This window comes from Serratia sp. CY82433, assembly GCF_052166535.1.
In the GTDB taxonomy this organism is placed as follows: Bacteria; Pseudomonadota; Gammaproteobacteria; order Enterobacterales; family Enterobacteriaceae; genus Serratia; species Serratia sarumanii.
Window position 1 is genome coordinate 774607 of sequence record NZ_JBJNOR010000001.1, and the last position, 18866, is coordinate 793472.

The 18866-nt window shown below is 59.1% G+C and carries 19 protein-coding genes; 10 read left to right on the forward strand and 9 right to left on the reverse strand.

Annotated elements, in window-relative coordinates; translation table 11 throughout:
- Window positions 1-53: 53 nt before the first annotated feature.
- The 3 genes from ACJ8PI_RS03810 to ACJ8PI_RS03820 all read right to left on the reverse strand — a co-directional run bounded on the left by ACJ8PI_RS03810 (window position 54) and on the right by ACJ8PI_RS03820 (window position 1945).
- Complete coding sequence (locus ACJ8PI_RS03810; RefSeq protein WP_225369105.1) at window positions 54-545, reverse strand: fimbrial protein; 492 nt, start codon at window positions 543-545, stop codon at window positions 54-56.
- Window positions 546-564: 19 nt separating this feature from the next.
- Window positions 565-1482: a fimbrial protein gene (locus ACJ8PI_RS03815; protein ID WP_442528118.1), complete on the reverse strand. Its 918-nt coding sequence runs from the start codon at window positions 1480-1482 to the stop codon at window positions 565-567.
- 133 nt (window positions 1483-1615) lie between these two features.
- Complete coding sequence (locus tag ACJ8PI_RS03820; RefSeq protein ID WP_033646709.1) at window positions 1616-1945, reverse strand: hypothetical protein; 330 nt, start codon at window positions 1943-1945, stop codon at window positions 1616-1618.
- A gap of 665 nt (window positions 1946-2610) precedes the next feature.
- On the opposite strand from ACJ8PI_RS03820, the gene ACJ8PI_RS03825 reads away from it, so the two are divergent.
- The 9 genes from ACJ8PI_RS03825 (at window position 2611) to ACJ8PI_RS03865 (ending at window position 10983) form a co-directional block, all read left to right on the forward strand.
- Entirely contained in the window at window positions 2611-3132 is a 522-nt protein-coding gene (locus ACJ8PI_RS03825; RefSeq protein WP_025302212.1) for a fimbrial protein, read from the forward strand.
- Between the two features lie 78 nt (window positions 3133-3210).
- Entirely contained in the window at window positions 3211-3747 is a 537-nt protein-coding gene (locus ACJ8PI_RS03830; RefSeq protein WP_033654626.1) for a fimbrial protein, read from the forward strand.
- A gap of 46 nt (window positions 3748-3793) precedes the next feature.
- The gene (locus ACJ8PI_RS03835) at window positions 3794-6328 is read left to right on the forward strand and encodes an outer membrane usher protein (protein WP_049234301.1); all 2535 of its coding nucleotides are present in this window, start codon (window positions 3794-3796) and stop codon (window positions 6326-6328) included.
- 81 nt (window positions 6329-6409) lie between these two features.
- A complete protein-coding gene (locus ACJ8PI_RS03840; protein WP_048321394.1) occupies window positions 6410-7174 on the forward strand; it encodes a fimbria/pilus periplasmic chaperone in 765 nt (254 codons plus the stop codon).
- 71 nt (window positions 7175-7245) lie between these two features.
- Window positions 7246-7884 carry a fimbrial protein gene (locus ACJ8PI_RS03845; RefSeq protein ID WP_060421603.1) on the forward strand — a complete coding sequence of 213 codons (639 nt, stop codon included), beginning with the start codon at window positions 7246-7248 and terminating at the stop codon, window positions 7882-7884.
- Window positions 7885-7934: 50 nt separating this feature from the next.
- Window positions 7935-8489, forward strand: coding sequence for a fimbrial protein (locus tag ACJ8PI_RS03850; protein WP_033646700.1), 555 nt, complete (start codon window positions 7935-7937; stop codon window positions 8487-8489).
- A 24-nt stretch (window positions 8490-8513) separates the two neighbouring features.
- Entirely contained in the window at window positions 8514-8936 is a 423-nt protein-coding gene (locus tag ACJ8PI_RS03855; RefSeq protein WP_047568423.1) for a hypothetical protein, read from the forward strand.
- The gene (locus ACJ8PI_RS03860; RefSeq protein WP_164134084.1) at window positions 8933-10321 is read left to right on the forward strand and encodes an FKBP-type peptidyl-prolyl cis-trans isomerase N-terminal domain-containing protein; all 1389 of its coding nucleotides are present in this window, start codon (window positions 8933-8935) and stop codon (window positions 10319-10321) included. The genes ACJ8PI_RS03855 and ACJ8PI_RS03860 overlap by 4 nt, the downstream gene beginning before the upstream one ends.
- Window positions 10318-10983, forward strand: a complete 666-nt coding sequence (locus ACJ8PI_RS03865; protein ID WP_041034282.1) for a response regulator transcription factor — start codon at window positions 10318-10320, stop codon at window positions 10981-10983. Before ACJ8PI_RS03860 ends, ACJ8PI_RS03865 begins: the two co-directional genes overlap by 4 nt.
- A 54-nt stretch (window positions 10984-11037) precedes the next feature.
- Here the strand turns inward: ACJ8PI_RS03865 and ACJ8PI_RS03870 are convergent, their stop codons facing one another.
- From ACJ8PI_RS03870 to deoC, 4 genes are all read right to left on the reverse strand, one after another.
- The gene (locus ACJ8PI_RS03870) at window positions 11038-12405 is read right to left on the reverse strand and encodes an L-serine ammonia-lyase (protein WP_049214125.1); all 1368 of its coding nucleotides are present in this window, start codon (window positions 12403-12405) and stop codon (window positions 11038-11040) included.
- 92 nt (window positions 12406-12497) lie between these two features.
- Window positions 12498-13796 (reverse strand): HAAAP family serine/threonine permease, encoded by a 1299-nt coding sequence (locus ACJ8PI_RS03875; RefSeq protein WP_004938697.1) that lies wholly within the window; start codon window positions 13794-13796, stop codon window positions 12498-12500.
- A 979-nt stretch (window positions 13797-14775) separates the two neighbouring features.
- Window positions 14776-15540, reverse strand: coding sequence for a DNA-binding transcriptional repressor DeoR (gene deoR / locus ACJ8PI_RS03880; protein ID WP_033637797.1), 765 nt, complete (start codon window positions 15538-15540; stop codon window positions 14776-14778).
- A 152-nt stretch (window positions 15541-15692) separates the two neighbouring features.
- On the reverse strand, window positions 15693-16373 hold the full coding sequence (gene deoC, locus ACJ8PI_RS03885; protein ID WP_033637798.1) for a deoxyribose-phosphate aldolase: 681 nt from the start codon (window positions 16371-16373) through the stop codon (window positions 15693-15695).
- 212 nt (window positions 16374-16585) lie between these two features.
- On the opposite strand from deoC, the gene ACJ8PI_RS03890 reads away from it, so the two are divergent.
- Window positions 16586-17422, forward strand: coding sequence for a hypothetical protein (locus tag ACJ8PI_RS03890; protein ID WP_164134085.1), 837 nt, complete (start codon window positions 16586-16588; stop codon window positions 17420-17422).
- A 37-nt stretch (window positions 17423-17459) separates the two neighbouring features.
- Here ACJ8PI_RS03890 and ybjG read toward each other — a convergent pair whose 3' ends face one another.
- Window positions 17460-18065: an undecaprenyl-diphosphate phosphatase gene (gene ybjG / locus ACJ8PI_RS03895; protein ID WP_049197148.1), complete on the reverse strand. Its 606-nt coding sequence runs from the start codon at window positions 18063-18065 to the stop codon at window positions 17460-17462.
- 5 nt (window positions 18066-18070) lie between these two features.
- Window positions 18071-18805, reverse strand: coding sequence for a phosphatase PAP2 family protein (locus ACJ8PI_RS03900; protein WP_164134086.1), 735 nt, complete (start codon window positions 18803-18805; stop codon window positions 18071-18073).
- Window positions 18806-18866: the final 61 nt, after the last annotated feature.

The following is an 18866-nucleotide window of genomic DNA, read 5'->3' on the forward strand; positions in this document are numbered from 1 at the left end:
AGGCCGCAACTGCGAGGTTGCGGCTTTTTTTCGCGATTTTTTGGGGGCGGTGATTAAAAGTAGTCCACCAGCATGGTGGCGCCGCTGGTGAAATCGCCTTCCGCCAGGGGGACGGCGCTGTTTTTCACCGGCACCGCATCAAGCGTCGGCGGATTGGCGTAGTCGATGTTCAGCGGCGTATTGATGGCGAAGGCCTTACCGTTGGCCAACAGTTTGATGCCCAATCCATTGACGCTGCTGGTTAACACGCTGCCGTCGAAGGCCGCCGCGCTGCCCATGATCTTCATTTTCAGCTGGCGGCTGTTATCCAGAAACTCGCATTTGATGCTGTAATCGATGCGTTGCATATAGCGATTGCCGTCGATGCGCTTGATGCCGACCTTGCCGAAGTCGATATCGATGGTGCGCCCGTCGTTGATCACGCAAGGCGGGGGCGCCACCACGGTGGCGGTGATGTTGACTTTGGTACCCTGGTCGGCGGCCTGAGCCGCGGCGCTAATCAGGCTCAGCGCCCACAGCAGAGCGCAGCGCGTTTTACTCGTCATGTTCATTCTTGCTCCCGTCTCAAGGTGCGCTGAAGATCAGCGTAGCCGAACCCGATAGCGGGCCGGTGGCGATGCTGGTGTAAGGGACATTGTTCTTTACCGGTACAAAGGTCACGGTATCGTTGCCCTGGCCGTTGACGATGCGCGTTCTGAAGGCATTGTTCGGCTTCACCACCGCGCCGTTGTACATCATCGCCACGCCGACGTTAGGATTGGTGGTCTTGATAAAATCGCTGGAGAAGCCGCTGGCATCGCTGACCATGCGGATCAGAATATCCTGCGTCGCGCTCTGGTCGTCGCATTGGTAGCTGAGCGCTTTGTCCTGTTTTATCTGGGCATCATTGGCGCTCTGGGTCAGAAAGTCCTGACGGATCTGGCCGAAGTCGACGTTAATCTGCTGGCCGTTGTTGATGGTGCAGCTGGTGGTGACGAAGTAAGCGTCGTTGTCGGCGATCAGGCGCCAGCGATAAACGCCGCACTGTGGGCAACCCGGCTGATCGTTGGTCTGAATAAAGTTGATTTGGCCGATGACGTCGCCTTTGTTCACCTTGATGTCCGGCGTTGGGAAACGGTTCAACACGATATAGACCCGGATGGCGACCGACTGGGTTTGCAGGCCGGTAAGGCTGAGTACGCTGATGCCTGATGGCACCGGGGAGGTGTAATCGCTGCCGTTGATGGTGGTGCCGCTGCCGATGGCGCCAAAAATCGCACTGTTCATCGTCAGCGCCGGGCTGTCGGTTTTGAGATAGTCATACCAGCTCGCGACGTCGTTTTTACAGGTGACCTGGCTGACGTTGACGATTTCGTTTTTGCCATAAGAAAGCTGTGGCCCGATGCGTACCCGGACGTCAACCGGCGTGGTCGAGCCCCCGGGTGGAATCAGTCCGCCATCGGACGTGCGGCAGGTAAACGCGTTGGCGTTGCCAAACAGCATGAAGAAAGATAATGCCAGGCAGCAACGTAAAAATAGCAGGGCTGTTTTTCTCACGATAATATCCCAATATATATAAATAGTGTGCGGCGTTACTCCGCAATGAAATATTGCCAATCAGGCCGGCTGGCCATATTTATTCCGTTAAAGGGGAGTGAGGGGCATCGCTGTTGGAGATGCCGTCGTTATCACCGTTCAGCAACGCGGTGGGATACCACCTCAATGAGTTGTTGATAGAGCCGTCCGTCACAATCACTTTTTTCCGGGAGACAAGATCCAACAATAGCCGCCGCGCCCGGTAAACACCGACGTTGACGGCATTGGCCAGTTGCCGCGTCGATAGCCATTGCTGCTGTGGCGGCAACCCGCCGATAGGGCACTTACGGGGCGACTGCGCGAATAATGTTTGCAGCAGATCGTGCTGCAATTGCCGTATTTCCTTTTGTTTCGGAGATAACGCTTCCATAGCACTTCCTCTGTATTCCGATTGCCGTATTCCTAAGAAAAAACAAACTTTCGCTGCCTACCAACAACGAGGTAAAACGCGAACAAAGAAAATTCCTATCTATTTATCAGGATTGAAAAAAAAGGCGTTGCCCGCCCCGTTTTTACCTGTGCTTAGGCAGGGGTGGCGTCACGCTGAAACCTAAAATTTTGGTTTATTATATTCACAAAGCGCCACTTTGCGATCTGATTACTTGGGAATCAAAGAAAAACAGGATATTGCTCTATAAAAGTATCTTTTACGATCTATGAGGCTAAAAATAACAGTAAATTAACTTCAATTAGGAAATAAATTGCGAATGTTCGCCTTGATCAAAAAAAGCCTTTTTTTGCTGAGAGGCATTTGCCAGAATATTCATCGCCGGACAAGAAGGACGGATTAGAAAGTATTGGCCTCTGCTTGTTGTGATTTCGTTTATTTTTATATGACGAATTCATTAATGGGTGGGCCGCTGCAGACTTGCCGTTATCGACGTATTTATTGTCGATGCCTTTGGGTTTTGGCAGTTAACCAACCAGCAAGATGCTAAAGAATCAGGGCTGCGCACATATAAGCGCGAGCAGGTTTCCTGTTGCTCTTTTTCTTGATTGGAATATGCATTTTTTCTTATAAGGAATATAGGTTCTATGAAACTTAACAAAATCATGATGGCTGCAGTGATTGCATTTGGCGCAAGTTCTTTTGCACAGGCAGCCGATCAGGGACACGGTAAGGTCACCTTCACGGGCTCTATTATTGATGCGCCATGCTCTATTGCGCCCGAGTCGATCGATCAGACCGTAGATCTGGGCCAGGTTTCCAACGTGGCGTTGAAAAACGGCGGCAAATCCAACCCGCGTCCGTTTGAAATCAAACTGGAGCAGTGCGACATCACCACGCTGAAAACCGTTAAAACCACCTTCAGCGGCGTCGCATCGTCCACCGACAAGGATCTGTTGGGTATCGCGGGCACCGCCAGCGGCGCCGGCGTAGCCATCTCTTACAATGGCCAGCCGATCAAACTGGGTGAAGCGACTACCGCGCAGACCCTGAATACCGGCAACAACACCCTGCATTTCGCCGCCTACCTGCAGGGCGAAGGCGCTTCCGCCGCCATCGTTCCGGGCGATTTCACTGCCGTAGCCGATTTCACCCTGGCTTATCAGTAAGTGAGCCCGAAGGCTTAATCAACCAGGCATGGGGTTCGCCGCATGCCTGGTGAATCTCCCTGTCAAAGGAATGTCGCGATGTTTTTACCAAGGAATCGAGCGGGTGCCGTTCTTTTGGCGTCGTTGGCGTTTGCGCCCGGCCATGCAACTTCCGCCGCGCAGGGGTGGGGCAAAGTCAACATGCACGGCGCCATTATCGACACCGCCTGCGCCATTGCCGCCGGCAGCCGCGATCAGACGATCGATATGGACACTATTCCTCTCGGGCAGATCATTCGTGACGGCCAGGGGATGACCAAACCTTTCAGTATCGAATTGGTCAATTGCATTTTGGAACGGCCGGAAAACAAGCCTGACTGGAAATTCTTTCAGGTCACGTTTGATGGTTATGCGGAAGGCGCTCTGTTTGGCGTACAGGGCGATGCGCGCGGCGTGGCATTGGAGATAAAAGACAGCAGCGGCACGGCGGTTATTCCAGGGAAACCTTTGCCGATGGAGGGAATAATACCGGGGAACCGAGTGCTGAATTATTCCATGACGTTGATGCCGAATCACCAGCCGTTGAAGGTGGGAGCGTATTTTTCCACAGTGCGTTTTAAGCTGGATTATTTTTGATTTTTTCTCGTACTGACGGTTAATTCGTTATTGAAAGGACTTTATTATGCTTTCACCGGCAGGGAAGTTATTTCGTCTTCAGGCCTTGGGGCTTTGCGTTGCCCTTTCTCTGGGAAATCCAATCGCGTTGGTCTATGCCGCCGACGTGATTCAATTCAATACCGACGTATTGGACATCAACGATCGCAAAAATATCGATCTGAGCCAATTCACGCGCAGCGGCTACATCATGCCGGGCGTTTATACCATGGTGGTGCACGTCAATAAGAACGATCTGCCGGAACAGCCGGTGACGTTTATGGCGCCCGAGAACGATCCTAAAGGCAGCGAAGCCTGTCTTTCGCCGGAGTTGGTCAACCAACTGGGGCTGAAAGAAAAACTGTTAAGCACGCTGAACTGGACGCACGGCGGCCGTTGCCTTGACGCCTCCAGCCTGGCGGGGATGGAAGCCCGCGGCGATCTTGCCAGCTCTTCGCTGTATCTCAACATTCCTCAGGCCTATCTGGAATACAGCTCGGAAAACTGGGACCCGCCTTCGCGCTGGGATGATGGTATTCCTGGGCTGCTGTTTGACTATAACGTCAACGCCCAAACGCAAAAACATCAGAAGGGCGGCAGCAGTTACAGCCTGAGCGGCAATGGCACCGGCGGCGCCAACCTGGGCGCCTGGCGTCTGCGCGCCGACTGGCAGGCCAACCTCAACCATCAGACCGGTTCTTCTCAGCCGACCGACAAACAGTTCGACTGGAGCCGCTATTACGCCTACCGGGCGATCCCGGCGCTGCGTTCGCGGCTGACGATGGGTGAGGATTACCTGAACTCCGACATTTTCGACAGCCTGCGCTTTACCGGCGTCAGCCTGCGATCCGACGACAGCATGTTGCCGCCCAACCTGCGCGGCTATGCGCCGGAAGTGACCGGCGTGGCGAAAACCAACGCCAAGGTGGTGGTCAGCCAGCAGGGGCGCGTGTTGTATGAAACGCAGGTGGCGGCGGGGCCGTTCCGCATTCAGGACATCAACGATGCGGTTTCCGGCGAGCTGGACGTGCGCGTCGAAGAGCAGGACGGCAGCGTGCAGGAGTTCAAGATGAACACCGCCAACATCCCTTATCTGACGCGGCCGGGTACGGTGCGTTACAAGCTGGCGACGGGCAAGCCGTCGGAGTGGGGGCACCATCTGCGCGGGCCGATGTTCGGCACCGGCGAGTTCTCCTGGGGGATCAGCAACGGCTGGTCGCTGTACGGCGGGGGCATCGCCGGCGGCGATTACAACGCGCTGTCGCTGGGGATCGGGCGCGATCTGATGGCGCTGGGGGCGCTGTCGTTCGATGCCACGCAGTCGCGTGCGCGTCTGCCGCAGGATGGCACGTTGACCGGCGGTTCGTACCGGCTGAGCTATTCGAAGAACTTCGATGAATACGACAGCCAGGTCACCTTCGCCGGTTACCGCTTCTCTCAGGAAGACTTCATGAGCATGGGGGACTACCTGGATGCGCGTTACGAAGGGGGGCGCAGCGGCAAGAGCAAGGAGATGTACACCATCACCTTCAACAAACAGTTCCGCGATCTGGGGCTGAGCACCTATCTCAACTACAGCCACCAAACCTACTGGGATCGGGCACCGAACGATCGTTACAACCTGATGGTGTCGCGCTACTTCGACATCGGCGATTTCAAGAACGTCAGCGTGTCGCTGTCGGCCTATCGCAACCGTTACAACGAGCGCAACGACGACGGGATGTATCTGTCGCTGTCGCTGCCCTGGGGCAGCGCGGGCACGCTCAGTTACAACATGACGCTCGATCGCGAAGAGAACGCCCACCGGGTCGGGTACTACAACCGGGTCGATGAACACAACAACTATCAGATCAGCGCCGGCGCCGCACGCAGCGGAGCGACGGCCAGCGGTTATTACAGCCATCAGGGCGACATGGCGCAGATCAACGCCAACGCCAGCTACCAGGCCGGCCGCTACAGCGCCGTCGGCATTGGCGCGCAGGGTGGCCTGACGATGGCGGCGGAAGGGGCGGTGCTGCACCGCGTCAATACGCCGGGCGGCACGCGTTTGCTGCTCGATACCGAAGGCGTCGCCGGTGTGCCGGTGCGTGGCTACGGCAGTACGGTGCTGACCAACCGTTACGGCAAGGCGGTGGTGGCGGATGTAAACAGCTACTACCGCAACAAGGCCAGCATCGATCTCAACAGCCTGAGCGACAACGTCGAGGCGACGCGTTCGGTGGTGCAGGCCACGTTGACCGAGGGGGCCATCGGCTACCGCAAGTTTGAGGTGATTGCCGGCGAGAAGGCGATGGCGATCGTCAAGCTGGCGGACGGCAGCGAGCCGCCGTTCGGCGCCACGGTGCTGAATGCCCGCAAACAGGAGACCGGCATCATCAATGACGGCGGCAGCGTTTACCTGTCCGGCCTCAATCCCGGCGAGCGCATGAGCGTGCACTGGAACGGCGCGGCGCAGTGTGAAATCCAGCTGCCGGCGCCGCTGCCGGCCGAAATGTTGATGAACACGTTGCTGCTGCCTTGCCGTCCTCTTGCCGGCGACAAGCCGGCGGCCGACGCCAACTGACATACACCCGGCGGAGTGCGCTCCGCCGCTAAACCGCCGGGGCGGGCTCGTCCGCTTCCGGCCGACTGGAACCGTGAAGACATGATGAATCTGACTATGACCAGAAAGACCGTTTTCCTTGTGGGCCCGCTCGCCGCCGCGTTGACGATCGGCGCGGTCAGCCTGCCCGCTCATGCGGCCATCGCGCTGGATCGCACGCGCGTGATTTTCGACGGCGACCTGAAAACGGTCAGTCTCAACATCAGTAACCAGAACAAACAGTTGCCGTATCTGGCGCAGGGATGGATCGAAGACGACCGCGGCAACAAGATCCAAAGCCCTTTCACCGTGCTGCCGCCGGTGCAGCGGGTGGAACCGGGCAAACCGAGCCAGGTGAAGATCCAGTCGCTGCCGGCGGCGCGTCAGCTGCCGCAGGACAGGGAGACGCTGTATTACTTCAACCTGCGCGAGATCCCGCCGCGCAGCAATAAGCCGAACACGCTGCAGATAGCGCTGCAGACGCGCATCAAAATGTTTTATCGCCCGGCGGCGCTCGCCCCGAAAAAGAATGCCGCACCGTGGCAGGAGCAGCTGACGCTGACCCGGCAGGGCGACAAGTACGTGGTGAACAACCCGACCCCGTATTACGTGACGATCGTTGAGGCGAGCGCCGGCAAGGGCGGGAAAGGGGCGGCGGGCTTTGAACCGTTGATGGTGGCGCCGAAGGCCAGCGCCCCGCTGAACGTCTCCGCCGCGAGCCTCGGCAACGGGCCGTCGCTGGCGTACATCAACGATTACGGTGGGCGGCCGCAGTTGAACTTCCGCTGCGCCGGCAATGCCTGCCAGGTCGTGCCGGTCGCCAAATGACGATCCGCGCGCCAGCAGGGAAGACAGAGTGAACACAGCGGAGTGAACGAATCATGCAACGAAAGATCCCCATGCTGTTGGGAAAAGCCTATGAACGTCATCAGCGACGCACTATCGGCCTGACGGTGTTGGCCGCGCTGATGGTGCCGCTGACGGCGGGCACGATGCTGGTGCTGATGCCACCGGCCCGCGCGGTGGACAACTGGGAGGTGGAGGGCGCGAACGGCACGCTCCACGTCTACGGCGCGTTGACGGAAAGCGCCTGCAGTCTGGAAATGACCACCGCGCGTCAGGAAGTGTGGCTGGGGGAGACGGGAACGGCGCATTTTCAGCGCCCGGGCGATCGCGGCACGCCGGTGGCGTTCGAGCTGACGCTGAAAGACTGCCTGCGGGCGCCGGCGAGCAACCGCGACGCCTGGACCGGGGTGCTGGCCTGGAGCGGCAGCCAGCCTGCGGTGTCCGTGGCGTTTGCCGCGCCGACGGATGACGACGCGCCGAGCCTGGTCAGGGTCGCCGGCGTCACCGGCTTGGGGTTGCAGTTGGCGGATGCCAGCGGCCTGCCGGTGCGCCTCGGCGCGCGTAACAAACCGATCTTGCTGACGCCGGGACAAAACACCCTGACGTATACGGTGACGCCGGTGCGCACCCCGGCGACGCTGAGCGCCGGCGCCTACCGTGCGGCGATCGATTTCCGCCTTTATTACGACTAATACGCCGCTTGCGCCGAGCCGGCGCAAGCCTAACCAAAGGGAGTGGCGTCATGCGCGCGACAGAGACGAACCGGCGCCGGAGCGCGCTGTTGGGGGCAGGCATGGTCATGGTGGCCGGCATGATGGCGCAGCCGGCGGACGCGGCGGAAAACATGCGCTTTCACGGGACGCTGGTGGCCGAGCCGTGCGTCATTCAGCCGGGAGATGAGGATATCCAACTGGATTTCGGCACCATCGTCGACAAATACCTGTATCTGAACACCCGCACCCATAGCCAAACCTTCGCGTTGCACCTGACCGAGTGCGATCTCAGCCTGGGCAATACGGTGGCCATTACGTTTACCGGCACCGAGAACGCCAAACTGCCCGGCCTGCTGGCGCTGGATGCCGGCAGCCTGGCCTCGGGGATCGGCATCGGGTTGGAGGACAGCAGCGGCAAGGCGCTGCCGCTCAATCGCGCCAGCGATAAATTCCGCCTGAATGCCGGCAACACCACGCTCACGCTGCAGGCCTATGTGCAGGGGGAACCGGAGGCTATCCAAACGAAGACCATCGGCCGCGGCACCTTCAGCGCGGTGGCCACTTTTACGCTGGAATACGAATAAGCGTCTACAAGGACAAAAAACGCAATGATGATAAAGCCCCTCAATCGCACCCTGCGCATGGGCCTGCTGTGCCTGTTGGCGTTGAGCGCCGCCGCCTGTCAAAACCAAAAATCGGGCAAACCCGCCGTGAACACCCAAAATCAGGCTGTGCAAGCGCCGTCAGAAGAGGCTTTGCGCAAGCAGCGTGAGGCCGAGCAACTGCAGCAGTGCCAGCAGCAACTGGGCGCATTGCGCACCATCAACGAGAAACAATATCAGCGCTATAAACAGGCCTTCGACAGCCTGATGAGCGGCGCTTCGCAGTACGCCAATCTGCGCGCCCGGGTAAACGGCGACACGCAGGAGACGGTGGATGCGCTGTATCGCTACAAGGTCAACTATCTGTGTGCCGGGGTGAATCAGGCGGTGTTGACCGGGCTGGCGGATCGCGGAGAGCAGGTTAAATGAGGATGCGTCTGCTCGGCTGTGTCGCTCTGCTGTTCACCGGCGTTGCGCAGGCGGACGACGGCGTGCCGGCGCTGCTGCAGTTTGCCGAGCAGTATCAACGGCAGAGCACCGGGCCGAAGAGCGAAAACGCGGCGCCCGCCGACCGCGCGTCGGGGCAAAAAAAGCGTGAGCCGGCGAAGCGCCCGTCGGACACCCAACAGCCGGCTTCACCGGCCAAAGCTTTTACGCTGAGCCAGGCATTATTGGCGCGTGACCAACAGCTGGCGCGCCAGCGAATGGAACTGACGATGTTGCGCCAGGAACTTGCCGCGCTGCGGGCGGAGAAAGCGGCGCCATCCGTCGCGATGTTGCCGGACTCGTCAACGCTGCAGCAGTGGATCGCCGGGCTGGGCGCCGCCTGGCGCGGTTCGCCCGATGCCCAACGCGCCGAGGCGCTGCTGCGTCAGGCGACGCAGGAAACCGCCAAAACCAAAGCGGCGGCGATGCAGGCCGAACGGCGCGCCAGCGAGCTGGAGTCCGCCGCGCAGGCATCGGCACAGACGCTTGCACAACGCCAGCGCGAGCACCAGGAGGCGCTGCACGCTCTGCGCGCCGCGTTGGAAGCGAGTGAGCAGAAGCGAGCCGCTGAGCAGAAGGCGACCCAGCAGGCGCGCGAGGCGCTGTTGGCGCTGCATCAGCGGCTGCAATGGGAGATGACGCCGGAGCAGTTGAAGGATAAACGCAAGCGTTTGTCCTACGCGGCGGGCAGTGCGCTGGGGCGTGACATTCAGGGGGTTGTGGCGGAGCGTCAAAGCTGGGGCGTACCGGTGGATCGCGACAGCCTGTTGGCGGGCGTCATCGATAGCGTGTCGGGGCGTTTGCAGCTGCCGCCGGATGAACTGAATGCGCTGACGGCGCAGGCGGATGCCGCCGCCGTGGCCGCGCGTGAGAAACGCGTTAACGAACAGCGGCGGCGTGACGAAGATTACCTGGCGCAGTTCCGTCAACAAAAGGGCGTTAAGCCGTCGGCGATGGGCTTCTGGTATCGGGTGGATTACGCCGGGGAGGGGGCGTTGGCGCCAACGGCGGTGGTCGATGTGGTGGTGAAGGAGAAACTGACCGACGGCACGGTGATCCAGGATATGGAACTGAGCGGCAAGGTGCTGTCGCAACCGCTGTCCGAATATCCGCCGCTGTTTCGGGAGGCGATAAGCCATCTGCATAACCACGGTTCGCTGACGATGGTCGTGCCGCCGGCGCTGGCCTACGGCGAAACCGGCTATCCGCCGAAGGTGCCGCCCAACGCCACCATGGTTTATGAATTACGCATCGACAACAGCCAGGCACCGGCAAAGGGTGCCAAGGCGGTTAAACGGGAAGCCGACACGGCGGGAGGGCAGGGATGAACACCATGATAAAAATCGCGCTATTTGATGAAAACCGTTACTTCAGCGCCGGTTGGCAGGAGGCCCTGGCGCTGCACTTCAGCACTTACGGCAAGCGCACGCTGTTACTGGATGCGCAGCAGGTTCACGAAGCCGATCTGGTGTTCTGCTATTTTCCTCCCGGCGTGCAAAGCTGTTTTTGTCACTTCTTTGAGGCGCAGGCTGCGGGGCGCCAAACGCTGTATTTCTCGTTGCGAACGCCGGAGGGGCGGCATAAACGCACCGCCGGCACCCGCTGCGCGCTGGAGGCCGGCGTCATCTACCACGATACGCCGCTAGTATCGGCGCTGTATCAGGTGAACGCCGAGTTGGAGCGGCGCAGCAAATGGCCGGGCAGGCCGAGTTGTGGCATGAACTGCGTATGCCAGCACCGAGGCCTGACGCTGCGCGAACAGGAGATCATGCGCTGCATGACGCGGGAGATGGGAGTGACGCAAATCGCACGGATGCTGGACATCAGCGTGAAAACCGTCAGCAATCACAAGATGAGCGTTATGCGCAAGATGGGGTTCCGGCGTAATGCCGAACTTTACGGCTGGCTGCGGCACAGCGCCCGTCCCGGCGCCGTGGGGGCGCGAGCCGGCATTCAGCCTGGCATTGCGGCAGGGAAGGCGCAGCACTGAGATGGCGCCGGCCCAATCGGAGCGGCCGGCGCCTTAAGTGCCTCGCCGTGGCGGTCAGTTGCAGGCCACGACCTTGATCGCCAGCCCGCCCTGCGAGGTTTCGCGGTATTTGGCGTTCATGTCTTTGCCGGTTTCGTACATGGTTTCGATCACCTTATCCAGACAAACTCGCGGTTCGCTGGTGCGGCGCATCGCCATGCGTGCGGCGTTGACCGCCTTGACGGCGGAAATGGCGTTACGCTCGATGCAGGGCACCTGAACCTGGCCGGCGAGCGGATCGCAGGTCAGCCCCAAATGATGCTCCATGGCGATCTCCGCCGCGATGCACACCTGCGCCGGGCTGCCGCCCAGCAGTTCGGTCAACCCGGCCGCCGCCATCGAACAGGCCACGCCCACTTCCCCCTGACAGCCCACTTCGGCGCCGGAGATCGAGGCGTTCATCTTGTACAGCGCGCCAATCACGCCGGATGCCAGGAAGTAACGGGTGTAGGAGTTGGCGTTTACCGGACGGATGAACTTGTCGTAGTAAGCCAGCACCGCAGGAATGATGCCGCAGGCGCCGTTGGTCGGCGCGGTGACCACGCGGCCACCGGCGGCGTTTTCTTCGTTGACCGCCAGCGCGAACATGTTGATCCAATCGACCACGTTCATCGGGTCGATATTGTTCTTGTCTCCGGTCACCAGAATGCGGCGCAGCGCGGCGGCGCGACGCGGCACCTTCATCGGGCCGGGCAGCAAGCCTTCGGTGTTGATGCCGCGTTCGATACCGGCGCTCATCACCCGCCAGACGTCGGCGAAGTGCGCGTCGATATCGGCCTTGCTGCGCAGCGCCAGCTCGTTCTGCATCACCAGGCCGGACAGCGACAGCCCGGTGTCTTTGCAATGCTGCTGCAGATCGTGCGCCGATTTGAACGGGTAGGGCACCGGCGTGGCGCCCTCGGCAGACTGGCCGAAGTGCTCTTCGTCGACGATGAAACCGCCGCCGATCGAGTAATAGGTTTTGCTGTGCAGCAGGCGCTCACCGGCGAAGGCGCGGATGCGCATGCCGTTTTCGTGCAGCGGCAGGTTATCGCTGTGGAAATTCATGCCGCCGTGCTGCGGGAAATCCACCTCGTGATGGCCGTTGGCCAGCGGCAGGCGGCCGCGCTGTTCGACGTCGCGGATAAAGCCGGGAATGCTGTCGATGTCCACGTCGTGCGGCAGGTTGCCGGCCAGGCCCATGATGATGGCGATATCGGTGTGGTGGCCTTTACCGGTCAACGACAGCGAACCGTACACGTCGACCACCACGCGGGTGGTGTCCTGCAACTGCTGGTGGGCGATCAGATCGTCGACGAACTGTTTGCCGGCTTTCATCGGGCCAACGGTGTGGGAACTGGATGGGCCGATGCCAATTTTGAAAATATCGAAAACGCTGACCATGGTCTCGCCTCCTTCTTCAGGTTTCAGGCGGTGAATACGGGAAATGGGGGAGTGCGGGAGGGCCGGCGCGCAGCGGCGCCGGCCGGACGTGATTAGCCGAGCAGGCTGAACACGATAGCAGAGATGGCGATCAGACCCATCACAACCACGAACACGTTGCTGATGTGGCCGCTGTACTTGCGCATGGCAGGCACTTTACGGATGGCATACATCGGCATCAGGAACAGCAGCATGGCGATGATTGGGCCGCCCAGGGTTTCGATCATGCCCAGGATGCTTGGGTTCAGGGTGGCGACGATCCAGGTGGTCACCAGCATGAAGATAGCGGTCATGCGGTTCAGCTTGGCGGTGCTGACGGTTTTGCCGCGGCTCTTCATCGACTTGGCAACCAGGCCGTTGAAGCCTTCACGCGCGCCCAGGTAGTGGCCCAGGAACGATTTGGTGATGGCGACGAAGGCGATAACCGGCGCGATGTACTCGATCATCGGGTTATTAAAGTGGTTAGCCAGGTAAGACAGAATCGAGATGTTCTGCGCCTTGGCTTCCGCCAGGTTTTCCGGCGTCAGGCTCAGCACGCAGCTGAACACGAAGAACATTACGGTCAGCACCATCATGATGTGTGCGTAGGCCAGAATGCGGGAGCATTTCTTCTCGGCGTCTGCGCCGTACTCTTCACGTTTGGCGACGGCGAAGGCGGAGATGATCGGCGAGTGGTTGAAGGAGAACACCATTACCGGGATCGCCAGCCACAGGGTCATGATCAGGCCGTGGCCCATGCCGGTACCGCTGCCGGACAGCGACACGTTTTCGAAGATGGCGCCGGTCCAGTTAGGGATCAGATACACCGCCAGCAGCATCAGCACCGCGACGAACGGGAAGACCAGGATGCTCATGGTTTTCACGATGGCCTGCTCACCGAAGCGCACGATGGTCATCAGGCCGACGATCAGGATCAGCGACAGGATGGCGCGCGGTGGCGACGTCATACCCAACTGGTGGGTGATGAAGCTGTCGACGGTGTTGGTGATCGCCACGCTGTAAACCAGCAGAATCGGGTAGATGGCGAAGAAGTACAGCAGGGTGATCAGTTTACCGGCGGTGATGCCGAAGTGCTCTTCTACCACGGCGGTGATGTCTTCACCGGGATTCTTGCCGGACAGAACGAAACGGCACAGGCCGCGGTGGGCAAAGAAGGTCATCGGAAAAGCGATGATGGCCATGATGATCAGAGGAATCAAACCGCCGATGCCGGCGTTGATTGGCAAGAACAGGACGCCTGCGCCGATGGCGGTGCCATACAGGCCCAACATCCACATGGTATCCGTTTTACGCCAGGTACTGCTGGAGCCCGAGGCCGCAGAGGCAATTGTGCCGGTCTGTGTAGTGTCCATAAATATCTCCGAAGTGAACACGAATTTAAAATTAAAAGGCAAAACTTAAGGTTAAACCGTCAAACGTCCTATTCAGGCAACGCTTGCGGTAAGAATCAGGTGTTGCTTGCGGGGATGTTTTGGCGTCCCCCTGGTTGTTTATTGTGTTCATTACCAAGGCACAGCGCCGGGTAATTCACTAAAGACTTTTCACCGTCACGGGCGATAAAAGTCGTTACCGCTGCCGACAGGTCTTTGCCTGTCGATTTTTGTTGGCGGCAAGATAACGATTTACAGTAGAAACAACCGTGATCCTGCTCTCAAATGCGCAATATGTGCAGTTATCTGCTTTTTTATCGATTTTTCGCGCATTTGTTGCACATTTGTGTAAGATTTTGTGCTGAGAACGCTCTCATAATAATTTCTGCGATTATGCGGTTTGTACAATAATTAGCCGGATAAAGCGCTGTGCTCAGCAGCAAGCCGAGCAATATATTTTATGCGTGGTTTTGGATCTAGCGAAAAACCCGGATTAAGCAGTTTTAGTGATGTGGATCACATTGTATTTTTAAGTAAAATTTCATTCATCGATTTGTTTTTAAATGGTTTTTAATGAAAATCGCCGTTAATAACGAAGGGAAATTACTTACGTGGTTAGCGGATAGAAATGCGTAACCATTCATCATATAAATAACAGATGCCTAACAGGTATTGGCGATATTTGCTGCAACCGCTTAAACCGCCGTTTATTTAAACATCGCGGCCTTTGGCGCGATTTATCATATAAAAGCCATAAATAGTCGTTAATTTACCCAGCCGGCAGCGGGTTTAGCCTGCGAGAAAATAATCACCCGGGTGACCTGTTGCATTTTATTAACCTGATGTTGCGTGCGGATAAGCGAAAAACGCGAATCGATTGCGCATTATTTGTTCATTTTCGGGCGGGGAAAGAAGGGGATTGCAGCGGTGCGCCGTCGGTTTCGACGGCGCAGAAGGCGAATTAATAGCGGGTAGCGATGGCGTTGTCGTTGAAGAACGCCATGAAGTCGGCGTCCGGTTGGCGGTCGCTGATCACCCGATCGAACTGCGTCAGCGGGCCGATGCAGGCCGGTTTGGTTTTGCCGAACTTGCTGTGATCCGCCACCAGGATCTTTTGCTGCGCCATCGCCATGGCGCGATGCTTCATCTCCAGCTCGTCGAAGTTGAAGCAGGTGGCGCCGTGCTGCAGGCTGAGGCCGGCGGCGGAGATAAAGGCGATGTTCGGGCAGATGTGATCGAGCTCGTTGCGGCCGCCGACGCTGGAAAAGATGTAGTTGTTCGGCTTGAACTCACCGCCGCACAGGACCACTTTGCAGTTCGGTTTGTCCTGCAGCGCCAGGAAGGTGTTCAGCGAATGACACACGGCGGTGAAGATCAGCTCGTCGGCGATGGCGTCGATGATCGCCGGGGTGGTGGTGCCGCAGTCGAAAAACACCGTGTCGTTTTCATTGATCAACGGCGCCGCCAGCAGGCCGATGCGCCGTTTCTCCGTCACCTGCTTGGCTTTTTGATCGGAAACGAAGTAGTTGGTGACGCCGTTGCTGCGCGGATCGGTCACCACGTAGCCGCCGAGCAGCACCACCGCCGCCGGTTCGGCGCTCAGATCGCGGCGAATGGTCATCTCCGAGACCCCCAGCAGCACGGCGGCTTCTTTCAGGTGGATCTTGTCAGCGCGTTTTAACGCCTGAACTAACCGGTTGATACGTTCTTCGCGCCGCGTTTCCATAGATCCGTCTTCCCACAGGTAGTAGAGGTAAAGGGCGTGCCGGCGTTTCCGGCGTTAAACACAACGATGCGGGGCAATATCGGGCCGCATTGGCCGCCCGTATTGTCCCGCATCGTTGTGTATTGGCTATGCCCGTCAGGGCATGCCGACGATCAGTAGCTGCCCGCCGCCGGCTGGGCGCCGGATACGATGGCGACGCCGGAGCTGGTGCCGATACGCGTGGCGCCGGCGTTGATCATCTTCTCGGCGGTGGCGCGATCGCGCACGGCGCCGGAAGCTTTCACGCCCATTTCGCTGCCCACGGTCTCGCGCATCAGTTTGACGTGCTCTTCCCGAGCGCCGCCGGTGCTGAAGCCGGTAGAGGTTTTCACGAAGGCGACATCGAGTTCGCGACACATTTCACAAACCTGGACGATCTGCGCATCGCTGAGCAGGCAGGTTTCCAATATTACCTTCAACGGGATCGCCGCGCAAACCTCGCGCACGGCGGCGATGTCGGCTTTCACTTCGTCCAGCAGGCCGCTTTTCAGCCAGCCGACGTTGATCACCATATCGATCTCTTGCGCGCCGGCGGCGATCGCCGCTTTGGCTTCAAAGGCTTTGGCGACGGTCAGGCCGGCGCCCAGCGGGAAGCCGATCACCGAGCAGACTTTCACGGTGCTTTCCTGCAGCAGCTGGGCCGCCAGCGGCACGTAGCCGGAGTTGACGCATACCGCATAGAAGTTGTGCTGCTGCGCTTCTTCGCACAGTTTGGCGATCTGCAGTTCGGTGGCGTCCATCGCCAGCAGGGTGTGGTCAACGTAGCTGGCGTAATCGATGTTTTCGGTGGTCATCGCGATTCCTTAGTGAAGTTAAGACAGTAAGCCGGATGGGTAATGTGAAAATAATAACATTCAGATGCCGATAAACCTAGCGATGTTTAAAAAATGTCGACGAGATCGTCGCGAACAGGCCGTTATACGTATAACTTAAAGGTGGAGTTTTGTTATTTAAATAACATTTAATGGCTCGCGGCCTGCGCGGGCGCAACGTCGAGGGAAAAAAGATGAAGATCAACATCGAACTGGATCCTGAAGCTTTCGGGGCGCATCGGCAGGAACTGTTCCGCAATGCGGATTTCGCGGTGAGCGCGCATCGCTGCGCAGAACGCGGGCCGATGCTGACGCTGGCGAACTGCCGCGGCGCGCTGACGGTCTTGCCGTATGAGGGCCTGGCGATTTGGGACGCCGAGTTTGACGGTTATTCATTGAAATCGGGCCGCCGCCGCGCCCGCGGTCTCGGGAGAAAGCGCGCTGACGACGCGGCGTTCTGCCCCGCCTGGCCGAGCCACGACGGCGCGCCGCTGCAGATGCAGCGCGTGTGGCTGCAGCTGACGGGCGATGAGCTGACGTTGCATGGCGAAGGCGAGCGGTTGGGCGGGCGTTGGCGCATCGGCCCGGCGCTGCGTTTGGCAGCCGAGAGCGCGCAGTTCGCCATAGAGATGAAGGTCACTAACCTGGCCGAGCGGCCGCAGCCGCTGCGCTATGTGTGTCGCCTCAACTATGATTGCATTCCCGACGCGGTATTCCGCCAGAATCTGCCGACGCCGGCTTTGTTAGGGGATGCGATCGGGCAAGAACTGCTGTGCTCCGACGATCTGACGCGCTATGTGGATCAGGCCGAGTTCTTTATGCTGACGCCGCAAGGCCGGCGTTATGTCACGCGCTTCGCTACCGGGCAATTCAACTATGGCCTCCGGCGCATCGCCGTTCAGGGCAACCGGCGGTTGCTGGCCTTTGTTCAGCCGGCGAACTGTCGCCCGAATGCGCCAGAGGGTGAGGCGGGGGTGATGCTGGGAGCGGGAAAAACGCGTGCGTTCTGCGTGACCACCGGCGTGGTGTGAAATCACGGGGCGGTAATGCCCCGGTCATGTTGTACGGTTACTCTTTCACCCAGCCGCGGCGAATGGCGAAGGCGAACAGGAAACGATACAGGCGCGACAGCTTGTCGGCGAGGGGATCGCCGAACAGATTCCACACCAGCTGGGCGAACAGGCAGCCGACCAGGCCGAGCAGGAAACCGCCGACCATATCCAGCGGCCAGTGTACGCCGAGGTAAACGCGTGACCAGGCGATGCCGACGGCGACAATCATCAGCAGCGCACCGGACCAGACCCGGTGCCAGAACAGGAACGCCAGCGCAAAGGTAAAGATGGCGGTGCCGTGATCGCTCGGGAACGAGCTGTCCGGCGCGTGCGCCAGGAAGGTATACCCCACGCCGGCGACAAATGGGCGCTCATGCGGCAGCAGCGCGCCGATAGCGGAGGCGGCAAGCATGGCGAACAGCAGCGCGATCGTGGTTTTCGCCACCACTTCGCGCTGTGAAACCAGCTGGCTTTGCGGCCCCCACAGCCACAGGCCGACGATCAGCAGCGGCACGATAATGATCAGATCGCGCGCCAAAAAGGTGGCGAAATCAATCATCCACTCGGGAGACGCCGGGGTCGCATTGATCCAGGCGAAAAGAACATGGTTTAACTGCTCCATAACCGTTACCTCATCTTGCGGCACCAATAGCCGCTAACCATCCAATAAATAACCAACTGGCTTAACCAAACCCACCAACCCGCCCACAGGTTATGGGTAAGAAAATGTGCGCCGCGCATGATCTGACCAAAGCCCATCAGCATGCCGAGCGCAATGCCGCCGCACCAGCACCACCAGGCCAGGCGCGGGCGCTGCGGATAAAACAGGAAAAACAACGCCATGATCGCGAAACCGCTCGAGGCGTGCCCGCCGGGGAAACAGCGGCCGGGGCCCGGCAGTGCCGGCACCGCATCGAACAACGGGAAGGACATCGCCTTGCCGCCGTACTCGATCAGATCCCACGGACAGGAGTGCGCGCTGGTGGCCTTGAGAATGCCCACTACCAACGGGCCGATCCCGATCAACAGCATGGTCACGATCAGGCGCGCGCTGCGGCGATAGATGCCCCAAAACAGCGCCAGTACCGCCCCGACGATCACTATTTGCTTCAGCAGGCGGTGGTTGATCAGATCCAGCCAATAATTGTTTTGCCACGGGAAATGCCCGCTGGCGGCATCGTACCAAAAGTTGCCGATCGCCCAGTCCAGCTGTTCGCTGCGGGAAAGCCACAGGAACAGCAGGCCGCTGATCAGCAGGCCAAAAAACTGCCAACGGTAAAAGGATGCCGGCAGGGAGTAAAGGGCGGTTGTCTTAATTTGCGGTGCCGTTGAGGATTGATTTAATGACGATTCTGGATTCACGCGCAGGCTCGGTGGCAGGATTGAATAGCGCCACTGTAATAATTCTGTCTTAAGAAAACCT